This window comes from Streptomyces sp. NPDC032126 (assembly GCF_055580085.1).
The window spans coordinates 16,337-42,915 of record NZ_JBVIMA010000006.1 but is presented as its reverse complement, the minus strand read 5'-3'; the positions used below and the strand labels follow the sequence as shown (position 1 = coordinate 42,915).

Below are 26,579 nucleotides of genomic sequence, written 5' to 3'. Positions count from 1 at the left end.
GGCCCTCCCCCGGCCGCCGTCATCTGCGAAACTGAGACGGACCGAGGTTGATAGACGTAGCTCACAACGACCGAGTGTCCTGTGGCTGCGAAGATCCTGCGGACAGGTGTTTCAACGCACGTTTCGGCGGGCGACCGTGGGGGAGGTCACTGACACGATGATCGGGTTGCGTGGCGGGGCCCACGCGTCCTAGAAAAGCAGTCGGGTGGAGATATGCATCGCGGTGGCGGACTGGGCGAGGGGACTGATGACCTGGGTCCTCGACGTGCCCGGCGGGGAAGGCACCGGCGCGACGCGGAGGAAGCGGGCGAAGCAGCACGTCAGGGACATAGCGGATCGAATGAGCCCGAGCGGGTCGACCGTCGGATCGACCAGCGGGCCGACCGCCTCGGGGCGGGGAGCGGGAATGGTGGTCGGGTGGGGGTGACGTACAAGTACTTCGGCGCGCCCGACGGCGCGACCGCGGCCCGCGTCCCGATCTCGATGCGCCCCGAGGAACTCGGCGGCGACGAGCTCGGCATGAACGGCATGTTCACCAAGATCAAGCCGGAGACGATGGCCGCGATGGTCCTCACCGGCATCGAGGGCGTCCCCCTCCACAAGGTCCCGCCCCTGGAACTGGTCGTCCTGCACCCCGACTACGCGGTGGTCAAACTCCCGATGACGGTGGTGGACCCCCTCCGCGACATCGGCGAGGAGGCGGTGGGCGCGGCGGCCTTCATCTGGTCGACAGTCCCGGACAGGGGCGGCCCCCGGGACGCGTTCAACGTGTACCAGCTGCTGCACGAGTGGCAGGACTTCAGCCACCGCCTTCATGAGGCGGGGCACCAGCCGTATTGCCTTGTGTGGCCCTGAGCTGGGGCTTCCATGGGATGGGGTGGGGCCTTCGGGCCTCGCCCTTTGCGGTCCCGGGAGGGGGCGTCGGGCCGCCAGGGCGCATCGAGGGCACATTGGTTTTGCTGAGGGCACGGATGTGCGTTGATCACGTCCGCGCGGACAGCGCGGGGGCGAGGAGCTTCAGCGCCTCCTCCCATTCGAATCGGTCGGCGCCTCCGCCTGCCTTGGGCTTGTGGGGCTCGTACGAGCCGACCAGGACGCCCATCTCACGCAGCTGGTCCAGACTACGACGGTAGGCGGGGTGGGCGGCCTGGGCAGCGTTCAGATACGGCAGGACGGCGGTGGGGATGCCCATGCCGTACGCCTCGCACAGGATGCCCAGCGCAAGGGTGTCGGAGATGCCGGCGGCCCACTTGTTGACCGTGTTGAAGGTGGCCGGCGCGACCGCGATGGCGTCCGCGGGTGGCAGGGATCGGGCCTCGCCCGGCGTACGCCAGGCCGAGCGGATCGGACAGCCGGTCTGGGCTTCAATCGCCTTGGTGTCGAGGAAGCCCAGACCCTGCGGGGTGGCGATCACACCGACGTCCCAGTGCCGCTCCTGCGCGGCGGCGATGAGCCTGCCGACGTCACCGGCAATGCCACAGGCACACACGACGACGTACAGGAAGGGCTTCTTCTCCGGTGCGGTCGGCTCACTCACGCAGGGACTCCCAGCTGGCGGCTGAAGTGGTGCAGTTCCGGCAGGGTACGGCGACGGTCGCGGGCGGCCATGTCGGCGACCAGGTCGCGGACGGCGGGTCGGCGGACGTCCTGGGCCGCGCAGTTCTCGGCGATGCGCAGGGCCCGGTAGCCGTCGGAGAGGCGTCCCTGCTGGCTGTAGGCACGAGCCACCTCCACCCACAGGGCCGCCCGGCGCTCAGGGACCGGGATATGCCGGCGCATGAGTGGGCGGGCGGCCTGGAGTGCGAGGCCGGAGTCGCCGAAGGCCACTAGGGCACTGAGCTCGTGGAGGGCGACGTTGGTGGGGCTGAAGTTGGCCCAGGCGTCGGGTCGGTCTAGGGATACGTACCGGGCCACCTCTTTGGCCTCGGCGAGGAACTCCTCGGTGGCCGCGCGGTCGCCGCCTCCACTGGCTGCAGTCACACCACGAAGAAGCAACAGCCCGACGGCCGCGAGGTCCCTCGGAGATCGGCGGTCGTAGGACCCGGTGAGCTGATGAGCCGTGTGGCGGACAAGGGTGACGGCCTGGGCTGTGTGCTTCTCGCGGGCCAGAACGTGGGCCTGCACGCGGACGCTGGAGGCCAGCACCACCGGGTCGCCGGAGCGTTCGGCCTCAGCCATCGCACGGCCGACCGCGAGCCAGGCATTGCCCTGGTCGTGCTGCTTCAGCAGGAGACTGGCGGAAGTCTGGTACGTCGTGGCCAGCAGCGCGGACAGCACATCACGGTCCCTCGGGCTGCTGGAAGCCAGCCTGAGGTCGGCGATCAGGCCGGGCAGGATTCGCTCCAGCTCCGCATAGTCGCAGGTATAGAACAGCTTGCGAGCAGCGCCGACCCGCTCCCGGAGAACCGTTGTGTCCAAGGGGGTATCTGTGCCCGCCAGGCTCAGGCCGGGCAGGAGCGCCTGGACGAGATCATCGTGGGCGGCGGCAGAGGTGGCCGGCGTTGTGAGCGCGGCGATGCTCGCAGCGAGGAACGTGCGGCGGTGCATGTCGTCTGCTTCGGGATCGGTGGCGGAGGCTTCGGTAGCGGCGAGACCCAACTGTTGCCGTGGGATCCTGAGTTCCTGCGCGACGGCACGCAAGACGCGAATGTCCTCCGTGCCCCGGCCACCTTCCAGGCGACTCAGCTTGGACTGGTGGTAGCCCAGGGCGGCGGCGACCTCCTTCTGCGAGCGTCGCTGTAAGACTCGTGCCTGACGGATCACTTCACCGATCCGTCTCGCTTCGCTGTGTGCTTCGGCCATCTGCCACGGCCCCTTCCGCCGTCGCCGATCCTGCCTGCTCAACTGAGCGTAGATCAGCTGCACTTCGTGGTGATGCAGCTCCTGCATAACTGATGCAGCGCCAGCACCGGGGCTAACCACACTCCGCGACCAGGTGGTTGCGTGAAGTGGCCGCAGCAACCTCGGGAGGCCGCTCATGGCAGCGCACCAGCTCAACCTGTCCCTACCCGCTTCCGCCACCGCGGTCGCCTCCGCCCGGCACCAGGCGGCAGAGGCGATACAGGGCTGGGAAGCGGATCTGAACGACGAGGTGGTGCACACCGCCGAGCTGGTGATCAGTGAGCTGGTCACCAACGCCGTCCGGTACGCCGGCTGCGGGCAGGTCTCCATGGAGGTGCGGCTCATTGAGGCCGTCCTACGCGTCGAGGTGTGCGACTGCAGTCCGGTGCTGCCTCGACCCGGTTTCCCGGACGAGCACAGCGAGAACGGCCGGGGCCTGTTCCTCGTCGCCGCTCTCACCGACCGGTACGGCGCCGAGCCGGCGCCCACGGGCAAGCGTTGCTGGGCCGAGATCGCCCTGCCCACCGGCCCGGACCACGAAATCGCCGTCTCCCTTCCGCTCCAGAGGAGTTGATGATGCCGACCATCCGCACCCCGGCCGTCGCAGCCGAGGTGATCGCCGTGCGGCCCGGTCCCCCGCTCTCCGGCGCAGTCGCCGTAGACGGCTCGAAGAACGCCGCTCTGCCCCTGCTGGCTGCCGCGGCAGCCCTTGGCCGCCCGGTGCGACTGGGCAACGTCCCGGCAAACACAGACGTCCAGACCATGCAGGCCCTGTTGCAGCAGGCGGGCTGGCACGTCGCACACCCGGCGGGTGAGCCGACGACCGCAGTGGTGCTGCCGACGGAGAGCCGGCGTACACATCCCGACCTGGCTCAGGCCGCCCACATCCGCGCGTCGTACTACCTGGTGCCCGCTCTGCTCGCCCGCCGCGGTGAGGCCCGCCTGCCTTGGCCGGGAGGCTGCCGGATCGGCGCCCGCGGGATGGAATTGCACTTCAAGGTCTACGAGGCGTTCGGCGACCAGAGCGCCTTGGACGGCTCCGGCTACCGCGTCGAGGCCGCCACGCGACGCACCGGCACGGTCTCGCTGGCGCTGCCGTTCCGCTCCCGTGGAGCCACGGTGGCCGCCGTCCTACGTGCCGTGACGACCGGTCGCCCGTTGCGACTGGGCGGACCGAATCTCTCCCCAGAGGTCCTGTGCGTGCTGGACGCGCTGGACGCTGCGGGCTGGGAGAGCCGACTCGGCAATGATGTTCTGACCCTCTCGCCGCCGCCTTCCGAGCAGGGAGGCTCCGCGGTGTGGGAGGTACCCGGAGACAAGATCGAGGCCGGCACCCTGGCCTGCGCCGTCGCCGCCACACGTGGCGAAGCATGCATCAGGGGCGTAGGCGCGAGGGATGTGGAACCACTGGTCTTGGCTCTCGCGCAGTTGGGCATTCCCGCCGACATCGAGGGCGATGCGCTCTCTGTCCGCGCCCAGGACGCGAAGCCGACAGGGCGCCCTCTCCGCGCCATCGCCTCCCTCAGCCCGGGCGGCCTGGACGCCGACTTCGAACCGCCCCTCATGGCACTCGCCCTCGGCCTGCCCGGCACCCACCTCTTCGCCGACGCGATCAATCCCGGCCGCCATGGCAACCTGCTGCCCCAACTGGCCCGTCTCGGAGCCGGCATCGAGGAGATCTCTCCCGCCGAATGCCGTCTGACCGGCCCCCAGCGACTGAACGGCGCGGGCGTGGAGGCAATCGACATCCGCACCGGCTCCGCCCTCATGGTCGCCGGCCTCACCGCACGAGGCGTCACCACCGTCGGCGGCCTCGACCAACTCCGCCGCGGTCACGCCGACCTGCCCGGCAAGCTCCGCGCGCTGGGCGCCGACATCTGCGAGGTCACCCCGTGACCGCCACCCGCACCCTGCGCCAGATCGTGGCCACCACCGACGTCCACTCCAGCCTCGACCACGCTGCCCGGTTCGTGACCCACCTCCACGTTCTCCGCCCGACCTCGCTCATCGTGGACTGCGGCGACTTCTTCGAAGGCTCGGGCTATTACCGCCTCGCCCACGGCGCGATCGAGCGCGAGATCCTCCTCAAGCTGTACGACGTCCTGGCGCCCGGCAACCACGGTTGGCCGCACCACTTCGAACCCGGCCTCCACCGCCTCACCGTCTGCGCCAACGCCGTCCATGCCGACACAGGCGACACGCTCTTCCGCCGCGTCCGGATCGTCGAGATCGACGGCCGACGCGTAGGCGTCACCGCGGTGATCGGCTGGCAGGCTTTCCATTCGATTCCCGTAGGCCAGCGCGCCGAACACCGCGTCACCGATCCTGTCCAGGCGCTGCGCGAGCTGATGCTCGCCCACCACCATGAGGTGGACAGCTGGATCCTGCTCAGCCACTCCGGGTTCGACGAGGACCTCAAGCTGGCGGCCGCATGCCCGTTTCTAGACGTGATCTTCGCCGGGCACTGCCACAGCGATCAATCCGGCCCGGCTCGGGTGGGCGACACGGTCATCGCCAAAGGACGGGAACTCGCCGACGGGTACGCGGTTGCCACGCCGATCGGGCCGGGCTGGGGCGCCGGCACCACTCGCTTCCCGGACCAGAAACGAGCCGCTGTTCGAGCCGAACTGCCAGAGGCGATCAAGGAGATCGGCAGAGTCGGGAAGGAGTTGGCAAGCGGCCTCGGGCCCGTCGCCCGGGCGTATCGCCACCAGACACCCGATCGCCGCGGCATGCTCCTCGACCTGGCCACGCGTCTGCGGAGCGGACTCGGCGTCGACACAGTCATCCTCAACCACACCGCGCTGCGGCCTGTCCCGCTCGGCGACATCCTCACACTGGGCGATCTGCTCGCCATAGAGCCCTTCGACAACCAGCTCGTCCATGCCCGTATCCCAGAACACTTCCGTCAGAACGTTAACGGCCTGCTGACCTCCCTCACGGAACAGACCGGTCCTCTCGTCACGTCGCCGGACCCGTTGCCGGACAGCATCACCACGGTGCTGACCACCGACTACCTCGCAGACAACTACCTGGCCGGCCACTCACACGCGGCAGGGCTGCTCCTCAGCCAGGCCCTCAAGCACGTCCTCACTGCGCCCGCCGACGGAGGCACACGATGATCCTCACCGGCCCCGAAATCACCGCCGCCGCCCACGACGGCCGCCTGCGGATCACGCCCTTCACCCCCGACCAGGTCAACCCCAACAGCTACAACGTCCGCCTCGGCCCGATCCTGCTCACCTACACCACCGACGTCCTGGACGCCCACCAGCCGAACGCCACCACCGAGTGCACGATCGGACCGGACGGGTACGTCCTCCAACCCGGCGAGCTCTACCTCGGCCACACCCTCGAAGAGGTCGGCTCCGACGTCTTCGTCCCCCTGCTGTTCGGCCGGTCTTCCGTCGGACGGCTCGGCCTCTTCGTGGAGATCACCGCCCCCATCGGGGACATCGGCTTCCACGGCCAATGGACCCTGATGCTCACACCGATCCGCCCCCTCCGCGTCTATTCGGGGATGCGGATCGGACAGATCATGTTCTTCGCCTCCGCCGGCCCCATCTCGCCATACGCAGGCAAGTACCAGGCTGCGACCGGCCCGCAGCCCTCCGCCTACTGGCGCGACGTGACCAAGCTCCGGGCGGTGGCCTCGTGATCCTCACCGGACGCGCGATCGCCGCCGCTCAAGCCACGGGGGAGATCGTGATCGAACCGTACGATCCGGCCCGCCTCTCCCCCAACGCCTACGACTGGCGCCTCGGCGACACCCTGCGCATCTGCGACGCCGATCTGGACGCGGCCTCTCCGACTCCGTACACCGAGACCGCCATCCCAGACTCCGGATATGTCCTGCACCCCGGCGTGCTCTACCTCGGCATCACCCACGAGACGACCGGATCGGAGACGTACGCCCAATTCCTCAACGGCGACCGCACCATCGGCGCGCTTGGCGTCTGGGTCCATGTCTCCGCCCCCCTCGGGCATCAAGGCCACGCCATCCGCTGGACGCTGGAGATCCGCGCAGCCAGACCAGTCCGCGTCTATCCACGGATGACCTTCGGCAAGCTCGTCTTCCTCCGTAGCCACGGCACCCCAGCCAGCTACCAACAGCACGGCCTCAAGTACACCGCGACCGCAGGCATCGACATCTCGCGCCTCTACGAAGAGCTCGCCGGAGGTGGCACGTGAGTCCACGGGTAGCGACCGTCCTTGACCTGCCCTTCGGCAGCGCCGGCGGCAGCGTCGAGCTCTTCCTCGACCTCTACACCGGCAAGAACCCACCGATCCCGGCCAGCGCCTTCATGCTCGCCCCACAGGCGCCTGCGCCCCACCTACCTGCGGAGCTCGAGCTGGTGGCCGTGCCCGGTAAATGCCTCTCCGGGCCGTCATTCACGGCGTACGTCAACGCGTTGCGCCGGGCCCTGACGCAACGCATCGACCCGTCCAGCGTCGACGTCCTCCACCTCCAACACCTCACCTTCGGCGGAACCCCAGCCCTGATCCGTGCCCTACCCGCACACCCTCGCATCGCGCTCGTCCACGGCACCGACCTGCTGTTCGCCGAAACCCACCGCGACCAGCTGCGCGTCCTGCAAGAAGGCGCGCGTCTCGCGGACGCCATCGTCGTCCCGACCGGCGCCATGGCGGACAGGCTCCTCCAGCTCGCGCCCGCCACGGAGCGCAGAAAGATCACAAAGATTCCCTGGGGCATCCCCACCCACCTACTCACCGACCCACCGCCGCGCCCGGCCCGCCGACCGACCGGACACCTCCGGCTGCTCTACGCAGGACGCCTCACCGCCGAGAAGGGCGTCGAGGCCCTCCTACGCGCCATTCCCGTAGCCCAAGCCGTCGAACTGAGCATCGCGGCGCCTCGTCACCAGTTCCATGGTCTGACCCCACTCCTGCGCCAGCTCAAGGTCCACGTCCGCAATCTCGGCTGGCTCAGCCGTCCACAGCTGTGGAGAGCCTTCGCCGACCACGACGTCCTCGTCATGCCCTCGACCACCCTCGAAGCCATGGGCCTGGTCGCTCTCGAAGCCCAAGCCTGCGGACTACCGGTCGTCTACCAGCCCGTTCCAGGGCTGAGCGAGACTCTCGCCGCAACCGGCCTGGCCACCGACTTCACCAACCCAGCCGCACTCGCCCAAGACCTCAGCCGGCTCCGCTGCGCACCCGGCCTGTTGGCGGCCCTCCAAACCGCGGGCCGCACCAACGCCGCTCGCTACCCCCTGAATGTCACCGCCGCTGCCCTGGCCGACCTCGGCAAACAGCTCATCTGACCTGTTCGCGCCGCAGCCGGTTCCGTACCGGCCCTCTCACTACGCTGACCACCGGGACATCTCACAGCCCACGATCGATCGGGAAACCATGGCGCTCGACCTCGACACCGACCGCATCCACCGACTCCTCCACGACGGTGCGCGCGACAAGATCTACCCGGGCGCCGTGTGGGCCGTCGGTGACAGCCGAGGAACCCGGGCCAGCGGCAGCACAGGCGTCCTGGATCCCGAGCGGCCCGACGAGCCTATGCGGAGCGACACCGTCTTCGACGTCGCCAGCCTGACCAAGGTCCTTGCTGTGTGGACGACCATTGGTTGCCTCGTCGAGGACGGCAAGCTCCAACTCGACGCGCCGCTAGGCGACTTGTGGCCCGAAGTAGACGGACAGCCACTGGCGCCGGTGACCCCACGCAACCTGCTCACCCACACCGCCGGCGTCCCGCTCCGAGCCAACCTCAAGAACCTGTACGGCACCGACCCGCAGGACGTCCGCGACGGCGTCCTCCGTGAAGCGCTGCACCGCCAGCCAGGTGAGGCCGTGGAATACACCGACCGCGCCGCCCTCATCCTCGGCTACCTTGCCGAATACCTCTCTGGCCAGCGGCTCGACGCTCTCGCAACCGAACGCGTCTGGCGCCCGCTGGGCATGGCAAAGACCTGGTTCGGCCCGTTGAGCCCGGATGCGGCGGCCCGCTGCGCACCGACCGAACTCGACGACAGCACGGGAACCCATCTCAAGGGAACAGCCCACGACTTCTCCGCCCGTCTGCTCGGCGGGGTGTGCGGCATCGCGGGGGCCTTCTCCGTCCTCGGCGACCTCGCCACGTTCCTGCGCTATCTCCTCGATCCGAACCAGCCCAACGCATCACCCGGATTCGGCACGGACTGGATCAAGGAATCCCTCCAGATCCACACTGGTGAACTGACGCCGCCCCGGGGCCTGTTCTGGCACCCGGCACCAGGCACGACACCGGAAGCCGACGACATCTGGGTGCACTACGGCTTCACCGGCACCGCCATGTGGCTCTCCCCCCGGAAGGACCGCTGGGCAGCTCTGCTCACCAACAAGCTCTACTACACCCGCGACCGCGAACCACTCACCCAGGTCCGCAACACATTCCGCTCACTCATCTTCGCCTAGGCCGAGCAGGTTTCAGCCTTCGAGGCGGCTATCGACGCTGGCGCCTACTAGGCGCTCGTAAGCGCCATAGACATCGCTCGGCACCTTGGGTTCAACGGCGAACCCAACTTCCGGTACTCGATCACCCATTGCAGGCCACAAGCGACCATGTCGCCGACGCGCTTATCGTCACCGTCCCCACGATGCAGGCCGACTTTGGCTACACGTGCCCGCCCCCGAGCCATTGCCCCGTGGTCAGCCAGAGCTCGTAGTGGAAGAGCCATTCACTGGTCCAGGGAACGATCGTCTCGACGATCCGCATCCGCGGGTTCCATTCCTCCGGAAGGTGCAGGCATACGGTGTCCGGTGAATAGGTGTGTGGGATCACAGATGAACCGGGGCGTGCTCGGAGTGGCGGGTCGAGCACGCGCACTCGCGGCTGACGCCCTCGGGTGTACTCAATCCGGACTGCGTAGGAGCAACTCGCGACCGTAGGTTGCAGCTGAAGGTCGAAAATCAGTCGCATCCCTTTTTCGAAACGGCCGCTTCCCTCCGGAAAGGCGCTGCGCAGGTCGAAGCCCTGCGCAGCCAGGCTTAGCCGCTGCTTAGCGACCATCGGCGCCGAAGAAGGTGTGATTCGGCATCGTGCGGCCTCCCGACCTCGTGAGGAGTCCCGTCCCGGCTGCGACCCCAAGAGAGCCGGCCTCTCGCAACCCTCGGGCCTCGTCGCCGTACCGCTGGGCAGCCTTCTGAATAGGATCGATGCCGAAGCTCTCCCCGAGACGGGCAACCACTCGGTCGAGACCGTGGCCGCGCATCCTCCCGACCTCCTCAAGCAGGGCGGTGATTTCCTGGAGCCAAGCCCGGAACTTCATACGCCGCTGCGGGTAGTCGTTCCACTTGTCGGCGAAGTTCTCAGCTTCGTGCACGGGGTTCGGCACCAACCACTTGCCATCTCGGTACTCAACGAAGTCCGGCATCCGCCTCACCGCGTGGAGCGTGGCGGAAAACAGGTCCGATTCGCCTCGGTATGCCCGTGCCGCGAGGGTCGTGATCAGGATGGACGGAGGGCGATTCTCGGGATCTGCCTCGAACCGGATCATGCAGTGCCACTTGAGAACCTGCACGAGCCGCTGGAGGGTCGTGCGCACTCGGTACTCCGGGACCTCGGCCACGTTATCTGCCCGCGCCAGCTTCTCCAGGATAGTGAGCATTTCCTGGGACCGGTTACGGAACCAGCGGGCGTAGCCGATCGGGTTGCTGTGCTGCCAGCTCCGCAGGTTGACATCCGTAAGCAGGATGCTCGTGGGCTCGTGATCACGGTCCGGGATGGCCGGCAGTACGTCCAAGTGGAAGCCGTGGTCCGGATAGTCCAAGGTCCAGCAGCGACGAGAGGAAGTGCACTCGGTCGGGCCATCCCCACCGTCTTCGGTCTTGACCTTCAAGTACTCGTCGAGCATCTCGCCGACCATGCCCTTGAGCTTCTCCTGCGTGGTGGACTCTTTGGCCAGCTCACGCCTGCAGACCAGGTCAATGTCGTAGGCTCCGGAGGGACCGAACGGGGCGACGACCGTTCCGAGTCGGAACGACCCCTGAGGATAGATCTCCCATGCCGGGCCGCCGGTCGTGCCCAGCCAGTTGCCGACGTCCTCGTACCGCGTAACCGCCAACTCGTGCAGCTCCGGCGTGATGTCCAACAGCTCGGCGCCCCTGCCGAGCAAATGCGAGATGATCTCTTCCATAGAGTCCACAGGAGCCTCAAGCCTTCTGCTCGGGAACTGAGCCGTAGTACGGGATGAACGTGGGCGCTTCGTGCCCCATAAAGCGCTCCGTGAAGTCGGGGGCTGCACGGCGGCTCTCGTGAGCGGCCCGCCCGATCAGCTCTTCAACGTCCACGTTGTCCAGGGCCAAAACATCGGGCGGAATGATCGGATTGAGCCGGAGCAAGCGCTCCGGGGTAACCAGGTGATGGACCTGGTTGTTCGCGCTGATGCTCTGGGCCCGTAGGAGGACATCCGAGATCGACCGGGCCCAAGGCAGCAGACCGCCTCGATCGAGCCGACGACTGCGATGCCGTACCTCGCTCGTCGTACCGAGGCTGAACACGCTGATGGCATCGAGCCTGACATTGCATGTGCCAACGGCTTCCACGAGCGCGACCATTGCCGGGTTGTTCGCCCAGACTCCGCCGTCGACCAAGCGGGTTCCGTCAAGAGCGACTCCCGGCAGGTACGTCGGAGCAGCCGCCGTAGCCATGGCCACGTTCACCGCCCGCTCGCGCCAATCACGCCGAAGCCGAGGGTGGTGAGGGGTACGGAACAGGTAGACATCGTCGGTGCCCAAGTTGTATGAGGGGACGACCAACCGCTTCCTGCTCTCCCCAAACGTGCGCTCCCCGAATACATCGACCAGCGCAGCTCGCAATGGGTCAGCGGAGTATTTGGACTTCATCACCTGACGCAAGCGCCGCGCCGGCGAGTCCCGGAAAACCGTCGGCCCCAGCTGGATGTAGAACTCAAGGATCTCGCGGGGCCGCATGCCCAGCCCGAGTCCCAGGGCGATGATCCCGCCGGTCGACGTTCCGGCGATCAGATCGAAGTGATTGACGATCGAGACCCCGAGATCTTCTTCCAGACTGGCCAGCACGGCGGCGGAGAAGATGCCGCGAAGGCCGCCCCCATCCAGCGACAAGATCTGGAACCGGTCCCCCACCCCGGCATCGCCTCGATGCCCGGTGAGCTCACCGCCCTTGACCGGCGTGAGTCCTCCTCGGCCATACGTCCACCCTTCGCCCACCCCGCGACTGCGAGATCTGCCTGCGTATGTGAATAAGGATGACCTAAACAGGGTTCAGATGTCACTCAGGATAACATACGGCACAGTCGACCCGCGGCACAAGTCACTTAAATTGACATCTTCCCCATGGGCGGCAACACTCTGGGCATGACGGAAGATCTGAACCTGCATCTAGGACAGGTAGTACGTCGCCTGCGCCGCGACAGGGAGCTGACCCAAGGGCAGCTCGCTGATCGCGTTGGGTTGACCCGGACTTCGGTTACAAACATCGAGAAGGGTCGCCAGGCGCTCAGCGTTTCCTTGATGGTCGACTTGGCCCGTAGCGTGAGCGCCGATCCCGTTCAGCTCCTTGAGGAGGCCCTCCGGGCTGCAGATGAGACGGCGAGCCACACTGCCGGTGTACCCACTGAGGTGGCTGCGGGCGTCGCTTCACCCGAACTTCTAGGCTGGGTGCTCGAAGTGCTACAGCAGGACGGTGAGCCGGTTGTCAATGGTGACGAGCAAGAGAGCGAACGGTCCGGGGACGAACTGACGGTCCGCACGACCACGTAGATCTCCGAATGCTACGGTCCGGTAGGAAAGAGGAGGGCTGGCGATGAAGAACAGGCACGTGATCGAGGCGAAGGCCGAGGGCCTACTGCGGGATCTGGGTATCACCACCGCCCCCGTGCCTGTCGAGCTGGTTGCTCAGCACTTGGGAGCGCGCATCCACTACCAGCCGTTCGATAGTCCAGACGTCTCCGGCATGCTATTCCGAGAAGAGGGCAAGCCTCCCATCATCGGAGTGAACGCCTCAAACCCCAACGTTAGGCAGCGCTTCACCGTTGCCCACGAAGTGGCTCACTTGGTCCTTCACCCTGGAAAGCCACTGATCCTTGACCGCCAGGTGCGGGTTAACTTTCGGGACGCCACGTCAAGCACAGCAAGCGACGAGGAAGAAATTCAGGCGAATGCCTTTGCCGCTGTGCTCCTCATGCCGAAGTTCCTCGTGAGTGGCCGTCTCCGCCATCATCTAGAGTCCGACGTCAACGTTAGTGATGTTGATATCGTAAAGCGGCTCGCGGGCGATTTCCGAGTAAGCATGCAGGCCATGGAGTATCGACTCACTAATCTCGGATTGCTCACCCCAGCCTGATACGGAGGAGGCCGAGATCGACGCCTACTTCGACATGAGATCCCCGGCCTACCGATTCATCGCTGACCGCTTCCTACGGCCGTCTTTCCAGCCCACCAAGAGCCCGCCGACTCCCCTCATGTCTCCTGGTGGATGATCCTCTACAGCTTCTCAATGCTGGCCCCGTACCAGCCCCGGAAGTGGTGCGAGGCCCTGGACGTCGACAAATCCAAAAGCGCAGCCGCCCTTGAGTACGCCATGGACATTTCCCTCGAAGTCGTCCCGCATCTCGTCCTCGAGGGGCTGGATCAGGAGCCGTTGTTGCTCGCGAAGCCGATGGCGTTCTGAAGCCGCCAGGGCACATCCAGGGCACATGAACCTGGGAAACAGCGTTGACCCGTGAGAACTACGGAGATAACTTTTCCCAGGTCAACGCACATTTCGCCGAGAAACCCCGGGTCAGCATCCCGCCCCTCCCATTCGCTGCATGAATGGCAGGACTTTCAGCCACCGCCTTCATGAGGCGGGGCACCAGCCGTATTGCCTTGTGTGGCCCTGAGCTGGGGTTTCCATGGATGGGGCGGGGTCTTCGGGCCTCGCCCTTTGCGGTCCCGGGAGGGGGCGTCGGGCCGCCAGGGAGCTCCAGCGCCTCCTCCCATTCGAATCGGTCGGCGCCTCCGCCTGCCTTGGGCTTGTGGGGCTCGTACGAGCCGACCAGGACGCCCATCTCACGCAGCTGGTCCAGACTACGACGGTAGGCGGGGTGGGCGGCCTGGGCAGCGTTCAGATACGGCAGGACGGCGGTGGGGATGCCCATGCCGTACGCCTCGCACAGGATGCCCAGCGCAAGGGTGTCGGAGATGCCGGCGGCCCACTTGTTGACCGTGTTGAAGGTGGCCGGCGCGACCGCGATGGCGTCCGCGGGTGGCAGGGATCGGGCCTCGCCCGGCGTACGCCAGGCCGAGCGGATCGGACAGCCGGTCTGGGCTTCAATCGCCTTGGTGTCGAGGAAGCCCAGACCCTGCGGGGTGGCGATCACACCGACGTCCCAGTGCCGCTCCTGCGCGGCGGCGATGAGCCTGCCGACGTCACCGGCGATGCCGCAGGCAAGTGGTGCAGTTCCGGCAGGGTACGGCGACGGTCGCGGGCGGCCATGTCGGCGACCAGGAGGGTGAGGGTGCGATGTCCGGGTGCAGCGCGACGGTGAAGTGCCACACCCCGTAGGCCACCATGACGAGCGTGATCGGTACGCCGGCGAGGAGGCGGTCAGCAGGGTCAGGGCCCTGACCCAGGTGGGCGGGGCCGCCTCTGCCGCCCAGCATCGGTCGGGGGCCGGTTCATCGGTTCGGCCACAGCCGCACCGTGCCGTCGAGGCTGCCCGAGGCCACGGTCTTGCCGTCCGGGCTGAAGGCCACTGATGTCACCTTGTCGGTGTGGCCGGTGAGGGTGTCGAGGGGATGGACATCGAGCGTGCTGGTGTCCCACAGCCGCACGGTCTTGTCCTCGCTGCCGCTGGCCAGAGTGTCCCCGTCCGGGCTGAACGCCACCGTCCGCACCGGGCCGGTGTGGCCGGTGAGGGCGGCGTGGACGGTGCCTGTCGCCGAGTCCCACACACGCACGATGTTGTCCTCGCTGCCGGTGGCCACCAGGTTGCCGACTCGCCCGAACGCGACGGGCTTGAACCCGTGCCATGTCGGGGCTTCGAGGGTGACGTCGACGGTGGGGGTGTTCGGGGCGTTCAAGTCCCACAGTCGTACCGGGCTGGCGGTGAGGTCCGCGCTGCCGGTGGCCAGCGTCCTGCCGTCCGGGCTGATCGCCACCGCGTTGACCACGAGCATGCCCTGGGTCGTCAGCGCGTCGGTGACGGTGCCGGTGGTCACGTCCCACAGTCGGGCCACGCCGTCGCGGCAGCCGGTGGCCAGGGTCTTGCCGTCCGGGGCGTAGGCCAGGTCCAGGGTGAGCTGGGGATGGGGCAGCACGACGCCGCCGGGTTTCGCCGTGTTCCAGAGGGACACTTCGAGGGCGCCGACCACGGCCAGCGTCCTGCCGTCAGGGCTGAAGGCCACCTTGGTGACGTCCTCGACCTGGTCGGGCCAAGGGGTGGCCGTGGTTCCCTTGGCCACGTTCCACGACCGCAGCGTGCTGCCGAGGCCCTGGACCGCGGACAGCCCGGCGACCAGCGTTTTGCCGTCCGGGCTGAACGCGACACTGCCGGCGTAGCCGCTGGGGACGGTGAGCACCACCGTGCGAGGGGCGTCGTCGTCGCCCGCTCCCGACTCGATCTCCGCGAACGTGACGGTGCCGACCGTCAGTCCGAGCGCGGCGAGCAGCAGCGTGCGGCGGCGCACCTTGGCGGGCTGCTTCGCCGGCGGCCCAGCGGGTTGCGCCGGCGCCTCACCAACTGCCGTGGCGGGAGCGATGCTCTCTGTGGGTTCGACGGAATCCATTGGCGTACACCCAGTCCTTGAGAAGAGGAGCGGTACGAACGGGGAGTGTGAGGGGAATTGCGAGTGGCGAGGTTCAGGTCGGCCGAACGGCCCCGGCGACAAGGCCGGCCGCGTCGTCCGCGCAGCCCCATGCCAGGGTGACCCCGGCGCCTCCATGGCCGTAGTTGTGTACAAGTCGTCGCACCCGGCCGGGTGGCTGCGGGTCGGCTTCCAGCCGGACACCGCCCTCGCGCCAGGGCCGCAGGCCCACCTGGTGGCCGAGGACCGGGGCGCCCGCCAGTTCCGGCAGGAGTGCGGTGCAGCGGCGCAGGATCGCGGCGGCGGTGGCCGGGGACGGGGTGGTGTCCCACGCGCCGATCTCGAAGGTGCCGCCGAGGACGACGTCCGTGCTGCGGGGGTGGACGTAGGTGGACCCGTCGTCGTTGTCCTCGTCCCGCACGGACATCCGCAGCCCGGGGTTGGCGACGAGGACCAACTGCCCCCGCACCGGCCGTACTTGTGCGTCGCCGCACAAGGCCCGGGCACCCAGACCGGAGGCGTTGACCACCACGGATGCCCATACGCCCGCTTGTTCCAGGGCGTCGATACGGCGACGGATCAGCGTGCCACCCGCCGCGGACAGGCTCAGCTGGAGCCAGGGCAGGTAGCGGGACATCTCCACGCTCGGCACGGTGAACGCCCAGCCGCCGGTGAACGGGGCCCGTACCTCGTCACTGCGCAGGGCGCGCAGGCCGGGGACGGCCGGGGCCCACCAGGGCACGTCCCGGGCCGGGCCGCGCAGCAGCATCCGGGTAGGGCGCATGACCACTCCGGGCACCCCGTCGGCCGCCTGGCGGGCGAACTCGTCGTAGGTGCGGACGGCCCAGTCCAGCACGTGCGGCTCGAACCGGGTGCGGGTCGGGTACCAGACGGCCGCGGCGACAGAGGACGTCGTCTCTGCCGACGGCTCGGCCGTGAGCACGGCGACCCGGGCACCGGCCTGCTGGAGGCGCAGTGCGGTGGTGAGCCCGATGATGCCCGCGCCGACGACGACCGCGTCGAACCTGTCGTCCATGCCGCCTCCCTTGATCGCCGACCTGCGTGTTTCCCACTGTCGGCGGGGAGTTGACGGCCTGTCCAAGACCAGTCATGTCCAACGCGATAAGAAACGCTTATAGTTGAAGGATGGACTTACGGCGGCTGCGGTATTTCCTGGTGCTGGCCGAGGAGTTGAACTTCACACGGGCCGCGCACCGGCTGCACATAGCCCAGCCCGCGCTGAGCCAGCAGATCAGGGCGCTGGAGAGGGACATCGGCGCTCCGCTGCTCGAACGCAGCAGCCGGGGCTGCCGGTTGACCCCCGTCGGTGAGGTCGTCGCCCGTGAGGCCGGCGAACTGCTGGCCCACGCGGACGCGTCGCGGGAACGGATCCGCGCGGCCGTCGGCGGACGACGGGTGCAACTGCGCCTGGCCCTGACCCGCTCCGCCCGCGGCGGTCCCGTCGACGCCCTCCTCGCCGAGTTCCGCGCCCTCCATCCGGATGTGGATCTGGTCGTACGGACGGGATGGACCGCGCACAACATCACCGAGTTGCTGGCCGGGAGGCTGGACGCCGCCTTCGTACGACCCCCGCTGGACGGCGAGGACGGCGCGGGGCTGGAATGCCGGCACATCGCCCGCGAGGAACTCCTCGTGGCAGTCCCCGCGGATCATCCCCTCGCCCGCGAGCGACGGGTCACCCGCGCGCGCATCGCCGCCGAACCCGTGATCCTCTGGCCGCGCGAGAACGCCCCGGGAATGCACGACCTGATCACCCGCCAGCTGTGGCCCGGCAGCGGGCCGCGCATCGTGCGGGAAGAGCCCGACGACGAACAACTCCTTCTCAGCGTCGCCTCGGGCGTCGGCATCGCCCCGGTGCCTGAAGGACGTGCCCGTGCGCTGCGCATACCAGGAGTGCGGCTCAAGCATCTGACCGCGCCCATGCCCACGGTGGACCTCGCCCTGGCCCACCGGCCGACCGGTGCCGCACCGGCCCTCCGGGGACTCCTCGGTCTCGTCGATGCCCAATTCATTGGGCCATGAGGGCGCGGGGCGGGCCGCTGTCGTAGGGGGTGGGGCCCGCCCCGGGGAGGGGGTTATGCGGCCGTAGTGAGTTCTGCGCGGCCGAAGAGGAGGGCGTAGCCCGGGGGGAGTTGGTTCAGGATGCGGGTGATCAGGTCGGGGCCGGCGTGGGCGGTGACGGCGGAGAAGACGGATCCGGTGTCCCAGCGGGTGGTGGCCAGGGAGGCGCCGCTGCGGGCGGCGAGGTCCTTGACGAAGGCCCAGCCGGTGAGCGGCTCGGGGTCGGGGATCTGCGCGGTCAGCACACGGGCGGCTTCCAGGGGCAGGCAGCGGGCCAGGTCGACGCGTTCGTCGCCGGTCAGCTGGCGCCCCAGCCCGCCGAGAACCAGACGGACGGCTTCGTCGGCTCTCTCGCGGGTCGGGTAGGCGCCCTCGTAACGGACCTTCTCCAGCATCTGCTCGTACGCCGTTCCGTACGACTCGGAGATCACTGGGGTGGTTGCCTTTCTGGGTTCGCGGGATGGTCAGGTGGGCTGGGGGCGACCGAAGAGCAGGTCGTAGCCGGCGGGGAGCTGGAGCAGGACCTGGCCCAGCAGGTCTTCGCCGGCGGCGTCGGCGACGGTGGACAGCACGGCGCTGACGTCCCAGGCCGCGGTCTGCTCGGTGGCGCCCTCGATCCACGCCGCGGTGGCGCGGACGAACCGCTCCGGAGACAGCGGCTCGGCGCTGGTCAGAGGGTTGAGCAGGATCAGGGCGAACGCCTCGGGCAACCGCGCCGCCAGCTCGGCGCGGACCTCGCCCACCAGGTGAGCGCCGAGGAGGGCGAGCACCACGCGGGCCGCGCGCTCGGCTTCTTCCTCGGTGTCGTACTCGCCGCGTTCCCTCACCTGGCCGAGGAACGCTTCGCGTAGCAGGGTCATCTCGGCCGCCACCCCTTCTTCGTCGGACTGCCCACGGGGGTGCGGAGAGCGGGAGGAGGGGGAGATCAGGTGCCCGCCCTCCGCACCCGTCCGGCCGGTGTCAGCCGGAGATCTCCTTGCGGCCGGAGCCGACGCCGATGGAGATCTTGCGGGGCTTGGCGCGCTCGGCGATCGGGATGCGCAGCGTGAGCACGCCCGCGTCGTAGTCGGCCTGGATGTGCTCCGTGTCGAGCGTGTCGGCGAGCACGATCTGGCGGGAGAAGACGCCCAGCGGCCGCTCGGAGAGCTCCATCTGCACGTCGTCGGCCTTCGCCGGCGGCCGCCGCTCGGCCTTGACGGTCAGCATGTTCCGCTCGACGTCGATGTCGATCGCCTCCGGGGTGACGCCGGGGAGGTCGAAGGCCACCACGTACTCGTCGCCCTCGCGGTAGGCGTCCATCGGCATCGCCGACGGGCGGGACCACGTGCCCGGGCCCATCAGCTGCTGCGTCAGCCGGTCCAGCTCACGGAAGGGGTCGGTGCGCATCAACATCGTGAAAACACCTCCAGCAGTTCAGGCAGTTGCTGCTGCTAATGCGCCTCACTGACACCGTTGTATCATGTCATCCATTGGATGACAAACACGATGTCGTCTATGTGATGACGACAGAGGGAGGTGTCCGTGACCGCAGCCGACCAGCCGTCCACGACCGGCACGACTACCGCCGGCCCCGTGTCGTTCCTCGCCGCCGCGGCGGCCCTGCACGCCATCGACGACGCCCTGCGCGACGCCCAGCGCGCGGACACCCAGGGCGCCCAGGAGGCCCAGGAGGCCCAGGACACGTCGGACACCCCGGACGGGCCCAGCCCCGGGCCGGAGCAGGCGCTGGCCTCCCTGATGCTGCTGCGGCAGGTGCGCGAGCAACTCGCCGGCTGGGAGACCGGCCTGATCGAAACCGCCCGCGACGCCGGAGCCAGCTGGGCCGACCTCGCCCACCCCCTCGGCGTCGCCAGCCGCCAGGCCGCCGAACGCCGCTATCTGCGCGGCCGCCCCGGCCCCGCCGGAACCACCGGCGAGCAGCGCGTCCGCGCGACCCGTGAACGCCGCGCCGCCGCCCGCACCACCGCCACCTGGGCCCGCGACAACGCGGCCGACCTGCGCCGCATCGCCGGCCAGATCACCGCCCTCACCGACCTGCCGTCCACGGCTCACCTCCCCCTCAGCCGGCTCCACGCGGCCCTCGCCCACGACGACCCCGCCGAACTGATCAGGCCCCTCAACGACACCCGCCCCCACCTGAGCGCCACCCACCCGGACCTCGCCGCCCAGATCGACACCCTCACACCTCCCTGAGCGGACGACCGGCTGTCGCGGTCCCGGCGGCGGGATCAGGGAGCGGCCGGTCCGGTCAGGTAGCGGCCCTTCTCGTCGTACGGCCAGACGTTGGGCACACAGCCCTGCATGCCCTTGATCTGCTGCATCATCGCGGGCGCCGGTCGGCCCGGGCCCGGGCAGCCGACGTGGTTGTGGCCGAGGAAGTGGCCGACCTCGTGGTTGATGATCAACGCGCGGTACGTCGTGACGTCCTTGGCGTAGACGGGGGTCGCGAGCAGCCAGCGCTTGAGATTGACCATCACCTTCCCTCCCCAGCTGCAGTTGTAGTCGCCGTGGGTGTCCAGGCCGCCCTCCAGGCAGACCTTGTCCACCGTCGCGGGCGTCGCCACCCGGACGACGAAGTCGGTGGTGCCGCTCGACACCCGCTGGAACGCGGAGTGACCGTCCGCCGTCCAGCCACGCCGGTCGGCCAGGATGCGGTCCACCTGCCGCGCGACGTCCGCGGTGGACAGATCGAGACCGTCCTCGACCTCGACCCGGTAGCGAAGGGTCCTGCCCGATCCCACCTTGGCGCTTCCGCCGGTCGCCGTGGTGTACGTGCCCGGCCCCGACGCCGGGATCTCGGATTGCGACGGGGGCGGGGAGGAGGCGGACGATGAACGGCTCGGCGCCGGGGGCCGCGAGCCGGGCGCACCGGGCGCGTCGGATGCGCCGGGCGCCCTCTCCGACGCGGAGCCCGACTTCGCGGGACCGGAGCCGGCGTCGGCCTGTGTGCCGCCGCCGCCCGTTCCGGAGTCCACGACCCCGAAACCGGCCGCCCCCAGAACGGCCAGCGCGGCCAGGCCGGCCCAGAGCGGCCCCCTCCGCGGCCTCTTCCGCGAGCCCCTCCGCGACCCCTTCCGCGGGCCCTCCTGCGATCCCTTCCGCCCGCGCGAAGAGCCGTGCCTGGAGCCACGTCCAGAACGGCGGCGAGAGCCGTGCCGGTCACCATGTCCTGCTGTGCGCGTGGTCATGTTCGCCAGGCTGTGATCGGTTTGTGATCGGATCTGGTTCACAAGATAACGAAACGATAACGAGCCGCCCGGACGTCAATATGATCATCCGGTAACAAAGTCGACCGGTCGCCGGAACTCCCGCCGATACTGAGCCCATGCCCCGCGTTCTCCTGATCGAAGACGACCGCGCCGTGCGGGAGGGCCTCGCGCTCGCCCTGCGCCGTCAGGAGCACGAGGTCGCCGCCGTCGGGACCGGAGAGGACGGGCTGGAGCGGCTGCGGTCCTTCCGGCCGGACGTCGTGGTCCTGGACCTGATGCTGCCCGGGATACCCGGACTGGACGTGTGCCGCGGGATACGGGCCCTCGACCAGACCCTGCCGATCATCATGGCGACCGCGCGGGGCGAGACCGAGGACATCGTCGTGGGCCTGGAGGCCGGCGCCGACGACTACGTCGTCAAACCCGTCCAGGCCCGCGTCCTGGACGCGCGGATCCGTGCCGTACTGCGCCGGGCGGCCGCCGCGCCCGCCGACGGCGGCATACCGAAGATCGACACCTACGGCGACCTCACCGTCGACCGGGCCGGACTGGAAGTCGCCCTGCACGGCACGCCCATCGCCCTCGCCCCCTCCGAACTGCGGCTGCTGCTCACCCTGTCCGCCTCACCCGGCCAGGTGTTCAGCCGACAGCAACTGCTGGAGGCGGTCTGGGAGCACAGCTATCACGGCGACGCGCGACTCGTGGACGCCTGCGTCAAGCGGCTGCGCGCCAAGATGGGCGACCCGCCCCGCGAGCCCCGCTACATCCAGACGGTACGTGGCTTCGGCTACCGGTTCGCCGCACGATGAAGCGGCCCTCGGCACCCCGGCCACCGGCACCACGGCCGTCGACACCCCGGCCACCGACACCGCAGCCGTCGACACCACCCCGACCCCCCGGCGGCCGGACCAAACGCCCCCGCGCACCCCAACTCGGCGGCCTGCGTGTCCGGTTGGTCGTCGCGTTCGCCCTCGTCGCCGCCCTCACCGCCGCCACCACCGGCGCCCTGACCTTCCGCGAGGCGCGCACCGGCGTGCTCCAGCAGAGCCAGGACAACGTGATCAAGGGGCTGCGCACGCAGGTCGACCGGCTCGCCCCGCAACTCGGCTTCCCGCCGCGCGAGTCGGAACTGCGCCGGTTCGCGGCCGACATCGCCCGCGCCGAGCCCTCCGGCACCTGGCGCGTCCTCGCCGTCTACGGCGACCTCAGCGCCACCTCCCTCCCCGGCGACTCCTTCGAGGAGCTGACGCCCGCCGTCCGCCAGGCCGTGAACTCCAGCATGGCCACGGTCTTCCAGCGGGTGAGCAGCGGCGACCACACCTCACTCGTCGTCGGCATGTCCGTCACCTTCACCGAGCCGCCCAGGAAGGGCACCTACGTCTCCGGCGTCCACATCTTCCTGACCGTGCCGCAGACCACGGAACGGGCCTACGTCGACGCGCTGGTCACCGCCGCCGAACGGGCCACCGTGCCCGCCCTGGCCCTCGCCGTCCTGCTGGCGCTGCTCGCGGCGCGCGGCGTACTGCGGCCGGTACGGGCCCTGCGCCGCGCGACCCGCAGCATCGCCGAGGGACACCTGGACACCCGGCTCACCGTCAACGGATCCGACGAACTCGCCGATCTGTCCCACACGTTCAACGAGACGGCCGCCGCGCTGGAGGAGTCGGTCGCCGAACTGCGCGGCATGGAGGCCCGGGCCCGCCGCTTCGCCGCGGACGTCTCGCACGAACTGCGCACGCCGCTGGCCGCCATGTCCGCGGTCACCGACGTCCTCGACGAGGACGCCGCCCGTCTGGACCCGGACACCGCCACCGCCGTACGCCTGATCAGCGAGGAGACCGGGAAGCTGGCCCGTCTGGTGGACGACCTCATGGAGATCTCCCGCTTCGACGCGGGCGCGGCGGTGCTGCACCGGGACGAGATCGACCTCGCCGAGTCGCTGCGGCGCACCCTCGCCGCCCGCGCCTGGACCGACCTCGTGGAGACCGAGCTGCCGCCGCCCGACGCGCTGCGCGCCCACGTCGACCCGCGCCGGCTGGACGTGGTCGTCGCCAACCTGGTCGGCAACGCCCTGCGCCACGGCGACCGGCCCGTACGGCTCCGCCTCCACGAGGACCGTCGGCCCCGCGGGGAGCGGTACGCGGTCATCGAGGTCCTGGACAGCGGGTCCGGCATCCCCGACAGCGCGCTGCCGCACGTCTTCGAGCGGTTCTACAAGTCGGACGCCGCCCGCACCCGCACCGAGGGCAGCGGCCTGGGCCTCGCGATCACCGCGGAGAACGTACGCATCCACGGCGGCACCGTCCACGCGGCGAACCGGCCCGAGGGCGGCGCCGTCTTCACCGTACGACTCCCCTTGCCCAACGAGGAGTTCCCCGAGGAGAAGCGATGGTGAGCCCCCGACGCCCGGCGGGCCCGCGCCGGTCGGCGCTGCTCCTCCCCCTCCTGTGCGCCCTCACGTCCTGCGGCGTCTCCCCGACCGGCGTCGTGGAGGCGGGCGGTCCGGCCGGCGGGATCGTGCCGATGACGCCGGTCTACTTCGTGGTGGACGACACCCTGGTCGCCGTCCCCCGCCGGACCGACGCGCCGGGGGATGTCGAGTCGGCGGTACGACTGCTGCTCCTGGGTCCGACCGACGCGGAGAGGAAGAAGCGCATGACCACCCGCATCCCGCTGCCACCGACGAAGACCCGCCCGACGGACACGCCGCAGACCGGCACACCGTCAGTCCTGCCGCCGGCGACTCAGGACACCTCGACCCCGGAGGGACCCGACCCCGTGACGGTGACCGTGCGGAAGACCGGCATCACCGTGGAACTCGGCCCACCGGCAGGCGAGGTGGACCGCCTCGCCGCCGCCCAGATCATCTGCACGGCCGTCGCGGCCCAGCGCATCGCCGCCCCCGCAGCCGAACCGGCCCCGGTGAGCGTCCTCGACCCGAACGGCCGGCATGTCGAGGGAACAGGTACCTGCCCCAACGCCTGACACCAGGCCCCCGACACCCGGCACCCAGGCGCCCCGGCACCACGCACACCCCTCCGGCTCACGCGCCGCAGGCACCCGCGGCGCCGAAGGTGATGTGGCGGTCCCCGCCCGGCCTCTCCACCTCGTCGAGTACCGCCACCGCGAAGTCCTCCACGCTGATCCACGACCTGCCCTCGGCGTCGACGAGCAGCGTGTCGGTGCCCCGGCGGTAACGGCCGGTCCGTACGCCCGGTTCGAGCAGGGCCGGCGGGCTGACGTAGGTCCAGTCGGCCTCGGCGTGGGACCGACAGGCGTGCAGCTGGGCGACTCCGGCGGCCGCGATCGTAGTGAACTCGGCGGGGACGTAGGCGGGGTTGTCGGCGACCGGGAGGCCGGGTGCGCCGGGGCTGCGCAGTGCCCCCGCGCCGCCGATCACCATCACGCGCGTCCCCAGCTCGGCGGCGGCGTCCAGCACCGCACGGGTGGCGCCGACGAGGAAGTCCTGGTCGACCGGCATGGTCCGCACGCTCACCACGACGGTGTCCGCGCCGGACCCGGCGAGCGCGGCGCGTACGGCGGCCGCGTCGCCCGCGTCGACGGCGACCGGCGTGACACCGGGGTCGTCGCTCGCGGGCTTCCGGGACAGGGCGAGCACCCGGTGCCCCCGCCCACGGGCCTCCGCCACCACCCTGCTGCCGACCATCCCGCCGGCCCCCAGTACGGCGACCGTCCTGGCCCCCGGCACGTCGTTCGTCGCATACGTCATCGCGCACGCCTTTCTCGCGTCATCGGATTCGGAGGATTCAGCTGGGCCGCCAGCAGCGCCGCCAGGGCGAGGGCGAAGCCGCAGCTCTGCGGCAGGCTCAGCGACTCGCCCATCGCCGCCCCGATCACCGCCGCGACCAGCGGTGACAGCAGCACCAGCGGGGCCGAGGCGCCGACCGGCAGCCTGCCGATGCCGCGGAACCACAGCGTGGACGAGATCAGCCCGCCCACACTGCCGAGCCAGAGGTAGCCGCCGATCGCCGCGGCGTCGATGTGCGGCGGCCGCGCGCCCTCGAAGGCGAGGGTGAGCGGCACCAACAGCAGCCCGCCGGAGGTGAGTTGCCAGCCGGTCAGGGCGAGCGGCCCGACCCCGGCCGGGCGGCCCCAGCGCTTGGTGAGGACGACCCCGGTCGCCATGGCCGCCGTACCGCCGAGTCCGGCGAGCACGCCGACGGCGTCCAGGCGGGCCTGCGGGCCGAGCACCACGAGGCCGACGCCGACCACGCCGAGCACGCCCCAGGTCCAGCGCCAGGCCGTCGGCCGGTCGTGGAGCAGCCCGATGGCCAGCCCGGCGACCATCAGGGGCTGGGTGGCGCCGAGGGTGGCGGCGACGCCGCCGGGGAGCCGTTCGGCGGACACGAACAGCAGGGGGTACAGGGCGCCGAAGTTGAGCGCGCCGAGGACGGCGGCCTTCCACCACCAGTCGCCGCGCGGCAGCACCCGGGTGATCGCGAGGGCGAGCAGCCCGCCGGGCAGGGCGCGCAGTGTCGCGGCGAACAGCGGATGCCCGGGCGGCAGGAGTTCCGTGGTGACGGCGTAGGTGGTGCCCCAGGTCGCCGGGGCGAACGCGGTCAGCGCGACCGTCGCCGCCCGTGGCACGGACGACGTCCGCGGCGGCCCGGCCGACGATCGCTCGGTCAAGGTCTGCATGTGATGAAGTCTCAGGTCCCGGCCCGCCATGAGTCCAACACATGCTTGCCATGGCAGCCATGAAGCAGAACGATGGATCCCGTGGACCTTCAGCAGATGCGCTACGCCGTCGCCCTCGCCGAGACCCGCAACTTCACCCGCGCCGCCGAACGCTGCTTCGTCGTGCAGTCGTCGCTCAGTCACCGCATCGCCGGACTGGAGCGCGAGCTCGGGGTCAAGCTGTTCGCCCGCTCCAGCCGCCGGGTCGAACCGACCAGCGCCGGGCTGGCGTTCCTCGCGGCCGCGCGCGAGTGCCTGGCCGCCGCCGACCGCGCCGCCGCGGACGCCGCCGCCGCGACGGGTGTCGTACGGGGCCGGCTCGCCGTCGGTCTGATCGTGACCGCGGCCGCCGTCGACGTACCGGAGCTGTTGCAGCGGTACCGGGCCCGGCATCCGGACGTCCGGGTCGACCTGCGGTCCGGCCGCAGCGACGACATGGCGGCGGCGGTCCGCGAGGGCGAGCTGGACATCGCCTTCCTCGGCATGCCGGAGAGCGAGCGGCCGTCCGGGGTGGAGAGCGTCGTGCTCGATCACGACGAGCATGTGCTGGTGGTCCCGGCCGGACACCGGCTCGCGGGGGCCTCCCGGGTCGCGCTGGAGGAGATCGCCGGGGAGACGTTCGTCGACTTCGTGACCGGGACGCCCGCCCGGGCCCAGTCCGATCAGGCGTTCGCCGCCGCGGGACTGGTCCGGGACGTCGCGTACGAGGGGGGCGCCGTCGAGCTGATGACCCGCCTGGTCGCGCGCGGGCTGGGCGTGGCACTGCTGCCGTCCGCGTACGTCCGCCCCCGCGCCGCCGCCGAGCCCGGGCTGGCCCTGGTCCCGGTGACCGACGGACCGCGTCGCGTCGAGTGGCTGGTGTGGAGCCGCTTCAACCCCAGCCCGGCGACGCGGGCGATGCTCGACGTCCTGGGCGTACGGCCGACGGGGGCGGGGGCGACTACGGCCACGGCCACAGCTACGCCGTAG

30 protein-coding genes and 1 pseudogene are annotated in these 26,579 nt (G+C 69.8%); 17 read left to right on the top strand and 14 right to left on the bottom strand.

The annotated features are described in order from the left end of the window. The first annotated feature begins 213 nt into the window (after window positions 1-213). Entirely contained in the window at window positions 214-855 is a 642-nt protein-coding gene (locus tag ACZ5NW_RS22590; protein WP_468745693.1) for a hypothetical protein, read from the top strand. 127 nt (window positions 856-982) lie between these two features. Here the strand turns inward: ACZ5NW_RS22590 and ACZ5NW_RS22585 are convergent, their stop codons facing one another. Continuing rightward, a complete protein-coding gene (locus ACZ5NW_RS22585) occupies window positions 983-1,537 on the bottom strand; it encodes a flavoprotein (RefSeq protein WP_468745692.1) in 555 nt (184 codons plus the stop codon). Then, a complete protein-coding gene (locus ACZ5NW_RS22580; RefSeq protein WP_468746154.1) occupies window positions 1,534-2,802 on the bottom strand; it encodes a helix-turn-helix domain-containing protein in 1,269 nt (422 codons plus the stop codon). Before ACZ5NW_RS22580 ends, ACZ5NW_RS22585 begins: the two co-directional genes overlap by 4 nt. Window positions 2,803-2,977: 175 nt before the next feature. On the opposite strand from ACZ5NW_RS22580, the gene ACZ5NW_RS22575 reads away from it, so the two are divergent. The 7 genes from ACZ5NW_RS22575 to ACZ5NW_RS22545 all read left to right on the top strand — a co-directional run bounded on the left by ACZ5NW_RS22575 (window position 2,978) and on the right by ACZ5NW_RS22545 (window position 9,267). Continuing rightward, the gene (locus ACZ5NW_RS22575; protein WP_468745691.1) at window positions 2,978-3,415 is read left to right on the top strand and encodes an ATP-binding protein; all 438 of its coding nucleotides are present in this window, start codon (window positions 2,978-2,980) and stop codon (window positions 3,413-3,415) included. Window positions 3,416-3,417: 2 nt separating this feature from the next. Beyond that, entirely contained in the window at window positions 3,418-4,737 is a 1,320-nt protein-coding gene (locus ACZ5NW_RS22570; RefSeq protein WP_468745690.1) for a UDP-N-acetylglucosamine 1-carboxyvinyltransferase, read from the top strand. Further along, window positions 4,734-5,963 carry a bifunctional UDP-sugar hydrolase/5'-nucleotidase gene (locus ACZ5NW_RS22565; RefSeq protein WP_468745689.1) on the top strand — a complete coding sequence of 410 codons (1,230 nt, stop codon included), beginning with the start codon at window positions 4,734-4,736 and terminating at the stop codon, window positions 5,961-5,963. Before ACZ5NW_RS22570 ends, ACZ5NW_RS22565 begins: the two co-directional genes overlap by 4 nt. Further along, window positions 5,960-6,499 carry a dCTP deaminase gene (gene dcd / locus ACZ5NW_RS22560; RefSeq protein WP_468745688.1) on the top strand — a complete coding sequence of 180 codons (540 nt, stop codon included), beginning with the start codon at window positions 5,960-5,962 and terminating at the stop codon, window positions 6,497-6,499. Before ACZ5NW_RS22565 ends, dcd begins: the two co-directional genes overlap by 4 nt. After that, entirely contained in the window at window positions 6,496-7,032 is a 537-nt protein-coding gene (locus ACZ5NW_RS22555; RefSeq protein ID WP_468745687.1) for a dCTP deaminase, read from the top strand. Before dcd ends, ACZ5NW_RS22555 begins: the two co-directional genes overlap by 4 nt. After that, window positions 7,029-8,126, top strand: coding sequence for a glycosyltransferase family 4 protein (locus ACZ5NW_RS22550; RefSeq protein ID WP_468745686.1), 1,098 nt, complete (start codon window positions 7,029-7,031; stop codon window positions 8,124-8,126). The genes ACZ5NW_RS22555 and ACZ5NW_RS22550 overlap by 4 nt, the downstream gene beginning before the upstream one ends. An 88-nt stretch (window positions 8,127-8,214) precedes the next feature. Then, window positions 8,215-9,267, top strand: coding sequence for a serine hydrolase domain-containing protein (locus ACZ5NW_RS22545; RefSeq protein ID WP_468746153.1), 1,053 nt, complete (start codon window positions 8,215-8,217; stop codon window positions 9,265-9,267). 199 nt (window positions 9,268-9,466) lie between these two features. Here the strand turns inward: ACZ5NW_RS22545 and ACZ5NW_RS22540 are convergent, their stop codons facing one another. From ACZ5NW_RS22540 to ACZ5NW_RS22530, 3 genes are read right to left on the bottom strand one after another with little or no spacing between them, the layout of a single operon-like run. Beyond that, window positions 9,467-9,862 carry a type II CBASS E2 protein gene (locus ACZ5NW_RS22540; protein ID WP_468745685.1) on the bottom strand — a complete coding sequence of 132 codons (396 nt, stop codon included), beginning with the start codon at window positions 9,860-9,862 and terminating at the stop codon, window positions 9,467-9,469. Beyond that, on the bottom strand, window positions 9,852-10,988 hold the full coding sequence (locus ACZ5NW_RS22535; protein WP_468745684.1) for a nucleotidyltransferase domain-containing protein: 1,137 nt from the start codon (window positions 10,986-10,988) through the stop codon (window positions 9,852-9,854). Before ACZ5NW_RS22535 ends, ACZ5NW_RS22540 begins: the two co-directional genes overlap by 11 nt. Window positions 10,989-11,004: 16 nt before the next feature. Then, window positions 11,005-12,042 carry a CBASS cGAMP-activated phospholipase gene (locus ACZ5NW_RS22530; protein ID WP_468745683.1) on the bottom strand — a complete coding sequence of 346 codons (1,038 nt, stop codon included), beginning with the start codon at window positions 12,040-12,042 and terminating at the stop codon, window positions 11,005-11,007. Between the two features lie 147 nt (window positions 12,043-12,189). Here ACZ5NW_RS22530 and ACZ5NW_RS22525 point away from each other — a divergent pair, with 147 nt between their 5' ends. The 3 genes from ACZ5NW_RS22525 (at window position 12,190) to ACZ5NW_RS22515 (ending at window position 13,504) form a co-directional block, all read left to right on the top strand. Further along, window positions 12,190-12,594, top strand: a complete 405-nt coding sequence (locus ACZ5NW_RS22525; RefSeq protein ID WP_468745682.1) for a helix-turn-helix transcriptional regulator — start codon at window positions 12,190-12,192, stop codon at window positions 12,592-12,594. A gap of 43 nt (window positions 12,595-12,637) precedes the next feature. Further along, entirely contained in the window at window positions 12,638-13,177 is a 540-nt protein-coding gene (locus ACZ5NW_RS22520) for an ImmA/IrrE family metallo-endopeptidase (protein ID WP_468745681.1), read from the top strand. A 132-nt stretch (window positions 13,178-13,309) separates the two neighbouring features. Continuing rightward, window positions 13,310-13,504 carry a YaaC family protein gene (locus ACZ5NW_RS22515; RefSeq protein WP_468745680.1) on the top strand — a complete coding sequence of 65 codons (195 nt, stop codon included), beginning with the start codon at window positions 13,310-13,312 and terminating at the stop codon, window positions 13,502-13,504. 289 nt (window positions 13,505-13,793) lie between these two features. Here ACZ5NW_RS22515 and ACZ5NW_RS22510 read toward each other — a convergent pair. The 3 genes and pseudogenes from ACZ5NW_RS22510 to ACZ5NW_RS22500 all read right to left on the bottom strand — a co-directional run. Then, a pseudogene (locus ACZ5NW_RS22510) lies at window positions 13,794-14,255 on the bottom strand (flavoprotein); the annotation flags it as partial. A 238-nt stretch (window positions 14,256-14,493) separates the two neighbouring features. Beyond that, the gene (locus tag ACZ5NW_RS22505; RefSeq protein ID WP_468745679.1) at window positions 14,494-15,504 is read right to left on the bottom strand and encodes a WD40 repeat domain-containing protein; all 1,011 of its coding nucleotides are present in this window, start codon (window positions 15,502-15,504) and stop codon (window positions 14,494-14,496) included. 172 nt (window positions 15,505-15,676) lie between these two features. Continuing rightward, entirely contained in the window at window positions 15,677-16,657 is a 981-nt protein-coding gene (locus ACZ5NW_RS22500; protein WP_468745678.1) for an FAD-dependent oxidoreductase, read from the bottom strand. Between the two features lie 110 nt (window positions 16,658-16,767). Here ACZ5NW_RS22500 and ACZ5NW_RS22495 point away from each other — a divergent pair, with 110 nt between their 5' ends. Continuing rightward, a complete protein-coding gene (locus ACZ5NW_RS22495) occupies window positions 16,768-17,664 on the top strand; it encodes a LysR family transcriptional regulator (RefSeq protein WP_468745677.1) in 897 nt (298 codons plus the stop codon). A gap of 53 nt (window positions 17,665-17,717) precedes the next feature. On the opposite strand, the gene ACZ5NW_RS22490 is transcribed toward ACZ5NW_RS22495, so the two are convergent. The 3 genes from ACZ5NW_RS22490 to ACZ5NW_RS22480 all read right to left on the bottom strand — a co-directional run bounded on the left by ACZ5NW_RS22490 (window position 17,718) and on the right by ACZ5NW_RS22480 (window position 19,095). Next, on the bottom strand, window positions 17,718-18,098 hold the full coding sequence (locus ACZ5NW_RS22490) for a DUF2267 domain-containing protein (protein ID WP_468746152.1): 381 nt from the start codon (window positions 18,096-18,098) through the stop codon (window positions 17,718-17,720). Window positions 18,099-18,167: 69 nt separating this feature from the next. Then, window positions 18,168-18,563: a DUF2267 domain-containing protein gene (locus tag ACZ5NW_RS22485; RefSeq protein WP_468745676.1), complete on the bottom strand. Its 396-nt coding sequence runs from the start codon at window positions 18,561-18,563 to the stop codon at window positions 18,168-18,170. A 100-nt stretch (window positions 18,564-18,663) separates the two neighbouring features. After that, window positions 18,664-19,095, bottom strand: a complete 432-nt coding sequence (locus tag ACZ5NW_RS22480; protein WP_468745675.1) for an Hsp20/alpha crystallin family protein — start codon at window positions 19,093-19,095, stop codon at window positions 18,664-18,666. A 129-nt stretch (window positions 19,096-19,224) separates the two neighbouring features. Here ACZ5NW_RS22480 and ACZ5NW_RS22475 point away from each other — a divergent pair, with 129 nt between their 5' ends. Next, window positions 19,225-19,896 (top strand): type III effector protein, encoded by a 672-nt coding sequence (locus ACZ5NW_RS22475; RefSeq protein WP_468745674.1) that lies wholly within the window; start codon window positions 19,225-19,227, stop codon window positions 19,894-19,896. Window positions 19,897-19,931: 35 nt separating this feature from the next. On the opposite strand, the gene ACZ5NW_RS22470 is transcribed toward ACZ5NW_RS22475, so the two are convergent. Then, window positions 19,932-20,711 carry a DUF3152 domain-containing protein gene (locus tag ACZ5NW_RS22470; protein ID WP_468746151.1) on the bottom strand — a complete coding sequence of 260 codons (780 nt, stop codon included), beginning with the start codon at window positions 20,709-20,711 and terminating at the stop codon, window positions 19,932-19,934. A gap of 317 nt (window positions 20,712-21,028) precedes the next feature. On the opposite strand from ACZ5NW_RS22470, the gene ACZ5NW_RS22465 reads away from it, so the two are divergent. The 3 genes from ACZ5NW_RS22465 to ACZ5NW_RS22455 are packed head-to-tail and all read left to right on the top strand — an operon-like array spanning window position 21,029 to window position 23,897. Beyond that, window positions 21,029-21,721 carry a response regulator gene (locus tag ACZ5NW_RS22465; protein WP_468745673.1) on the top strand — a complete coding sequence of 231 codons (693 nt, stop codon included), beginning with the start codon at window positions 21,029-21,031 and terminating at the stop codon, window positions 21,719-21,721. Next, entirely contained in the window at window positions 21,718-23,307 is a 1,590-nt protein-coding gene (locus ACZ5NW_RS22460; protein ID WP_468745672.1) for a sensor histidine kinase, read from the top strand. Before ACZ5NW_RS22465 ends, ACZ5NW_RS22460 begins: the two co-directional genes overlap by 4 nt. Next, complete coding sequence (locus ACZ5NW_RS22455) at window positions 23,301-23,897, top strand: hypothetical protein (RefSeq protein ID WP_468745671.1); 597 nt, start codon at window positions 23,301-23,303, stop codon at window positions 23,895-23,897. The genes ACZ5NW_RS22460 and ACZ5NW_RS22455 overlap by 7 nt, the downstream gene beginning before the upstream one ends. A gap of 58 nt (window positions 23,898-23,955) precedes the next feature. On the opposite strand, the gene ACZ5NW_RS22450 is transcribed toward ACZ5NW_RS22455, so the two are convergent. Then, on the bottom strand, window positions 23,956-24,642 hold the full coding sequence (locus ACZ5NW_RS22450) for an NAD(P)-dependent oxidoreductase (protein ID WP_468745670.1): 687 nt from the start codon (window positions 24,640-24,642) through the stop codon (window positions 23,956-23,958). Continuing rightward, window positions 24,639-25,571, bottom strand: a complete 933-nt coding sequence (locus ACZ5NW_RS22445; RefSeq protein ID WP_468745669.1) for an EamA family transporter — start codon at window positions 25,569-25,571, stop codon at window positions 24,639-24,641. Before ACZ5NW_RS22445 ends, ACZ5NW_RS22450 begins: the two co-directional genes overlap by 4 nt. Window positions 25,572-25,652: 81 nt before the next feature. On the opposite strand from ACZ5NW_RS22445, the gene ACZ5NW_RS22440 reads away from it, so the two are divergent. Continuing rightward, window positions 25,653-26,579: a LysR family transcriptional regulator gene (locus ACZ5NW_RS22440; RefSeq protein ID WP_468745668.1), complete on the top strand. Its 927-nt coding sequence runs from the start codon at window positions 25,653-25,655 to the stop codon at window positions 26,577-26,579.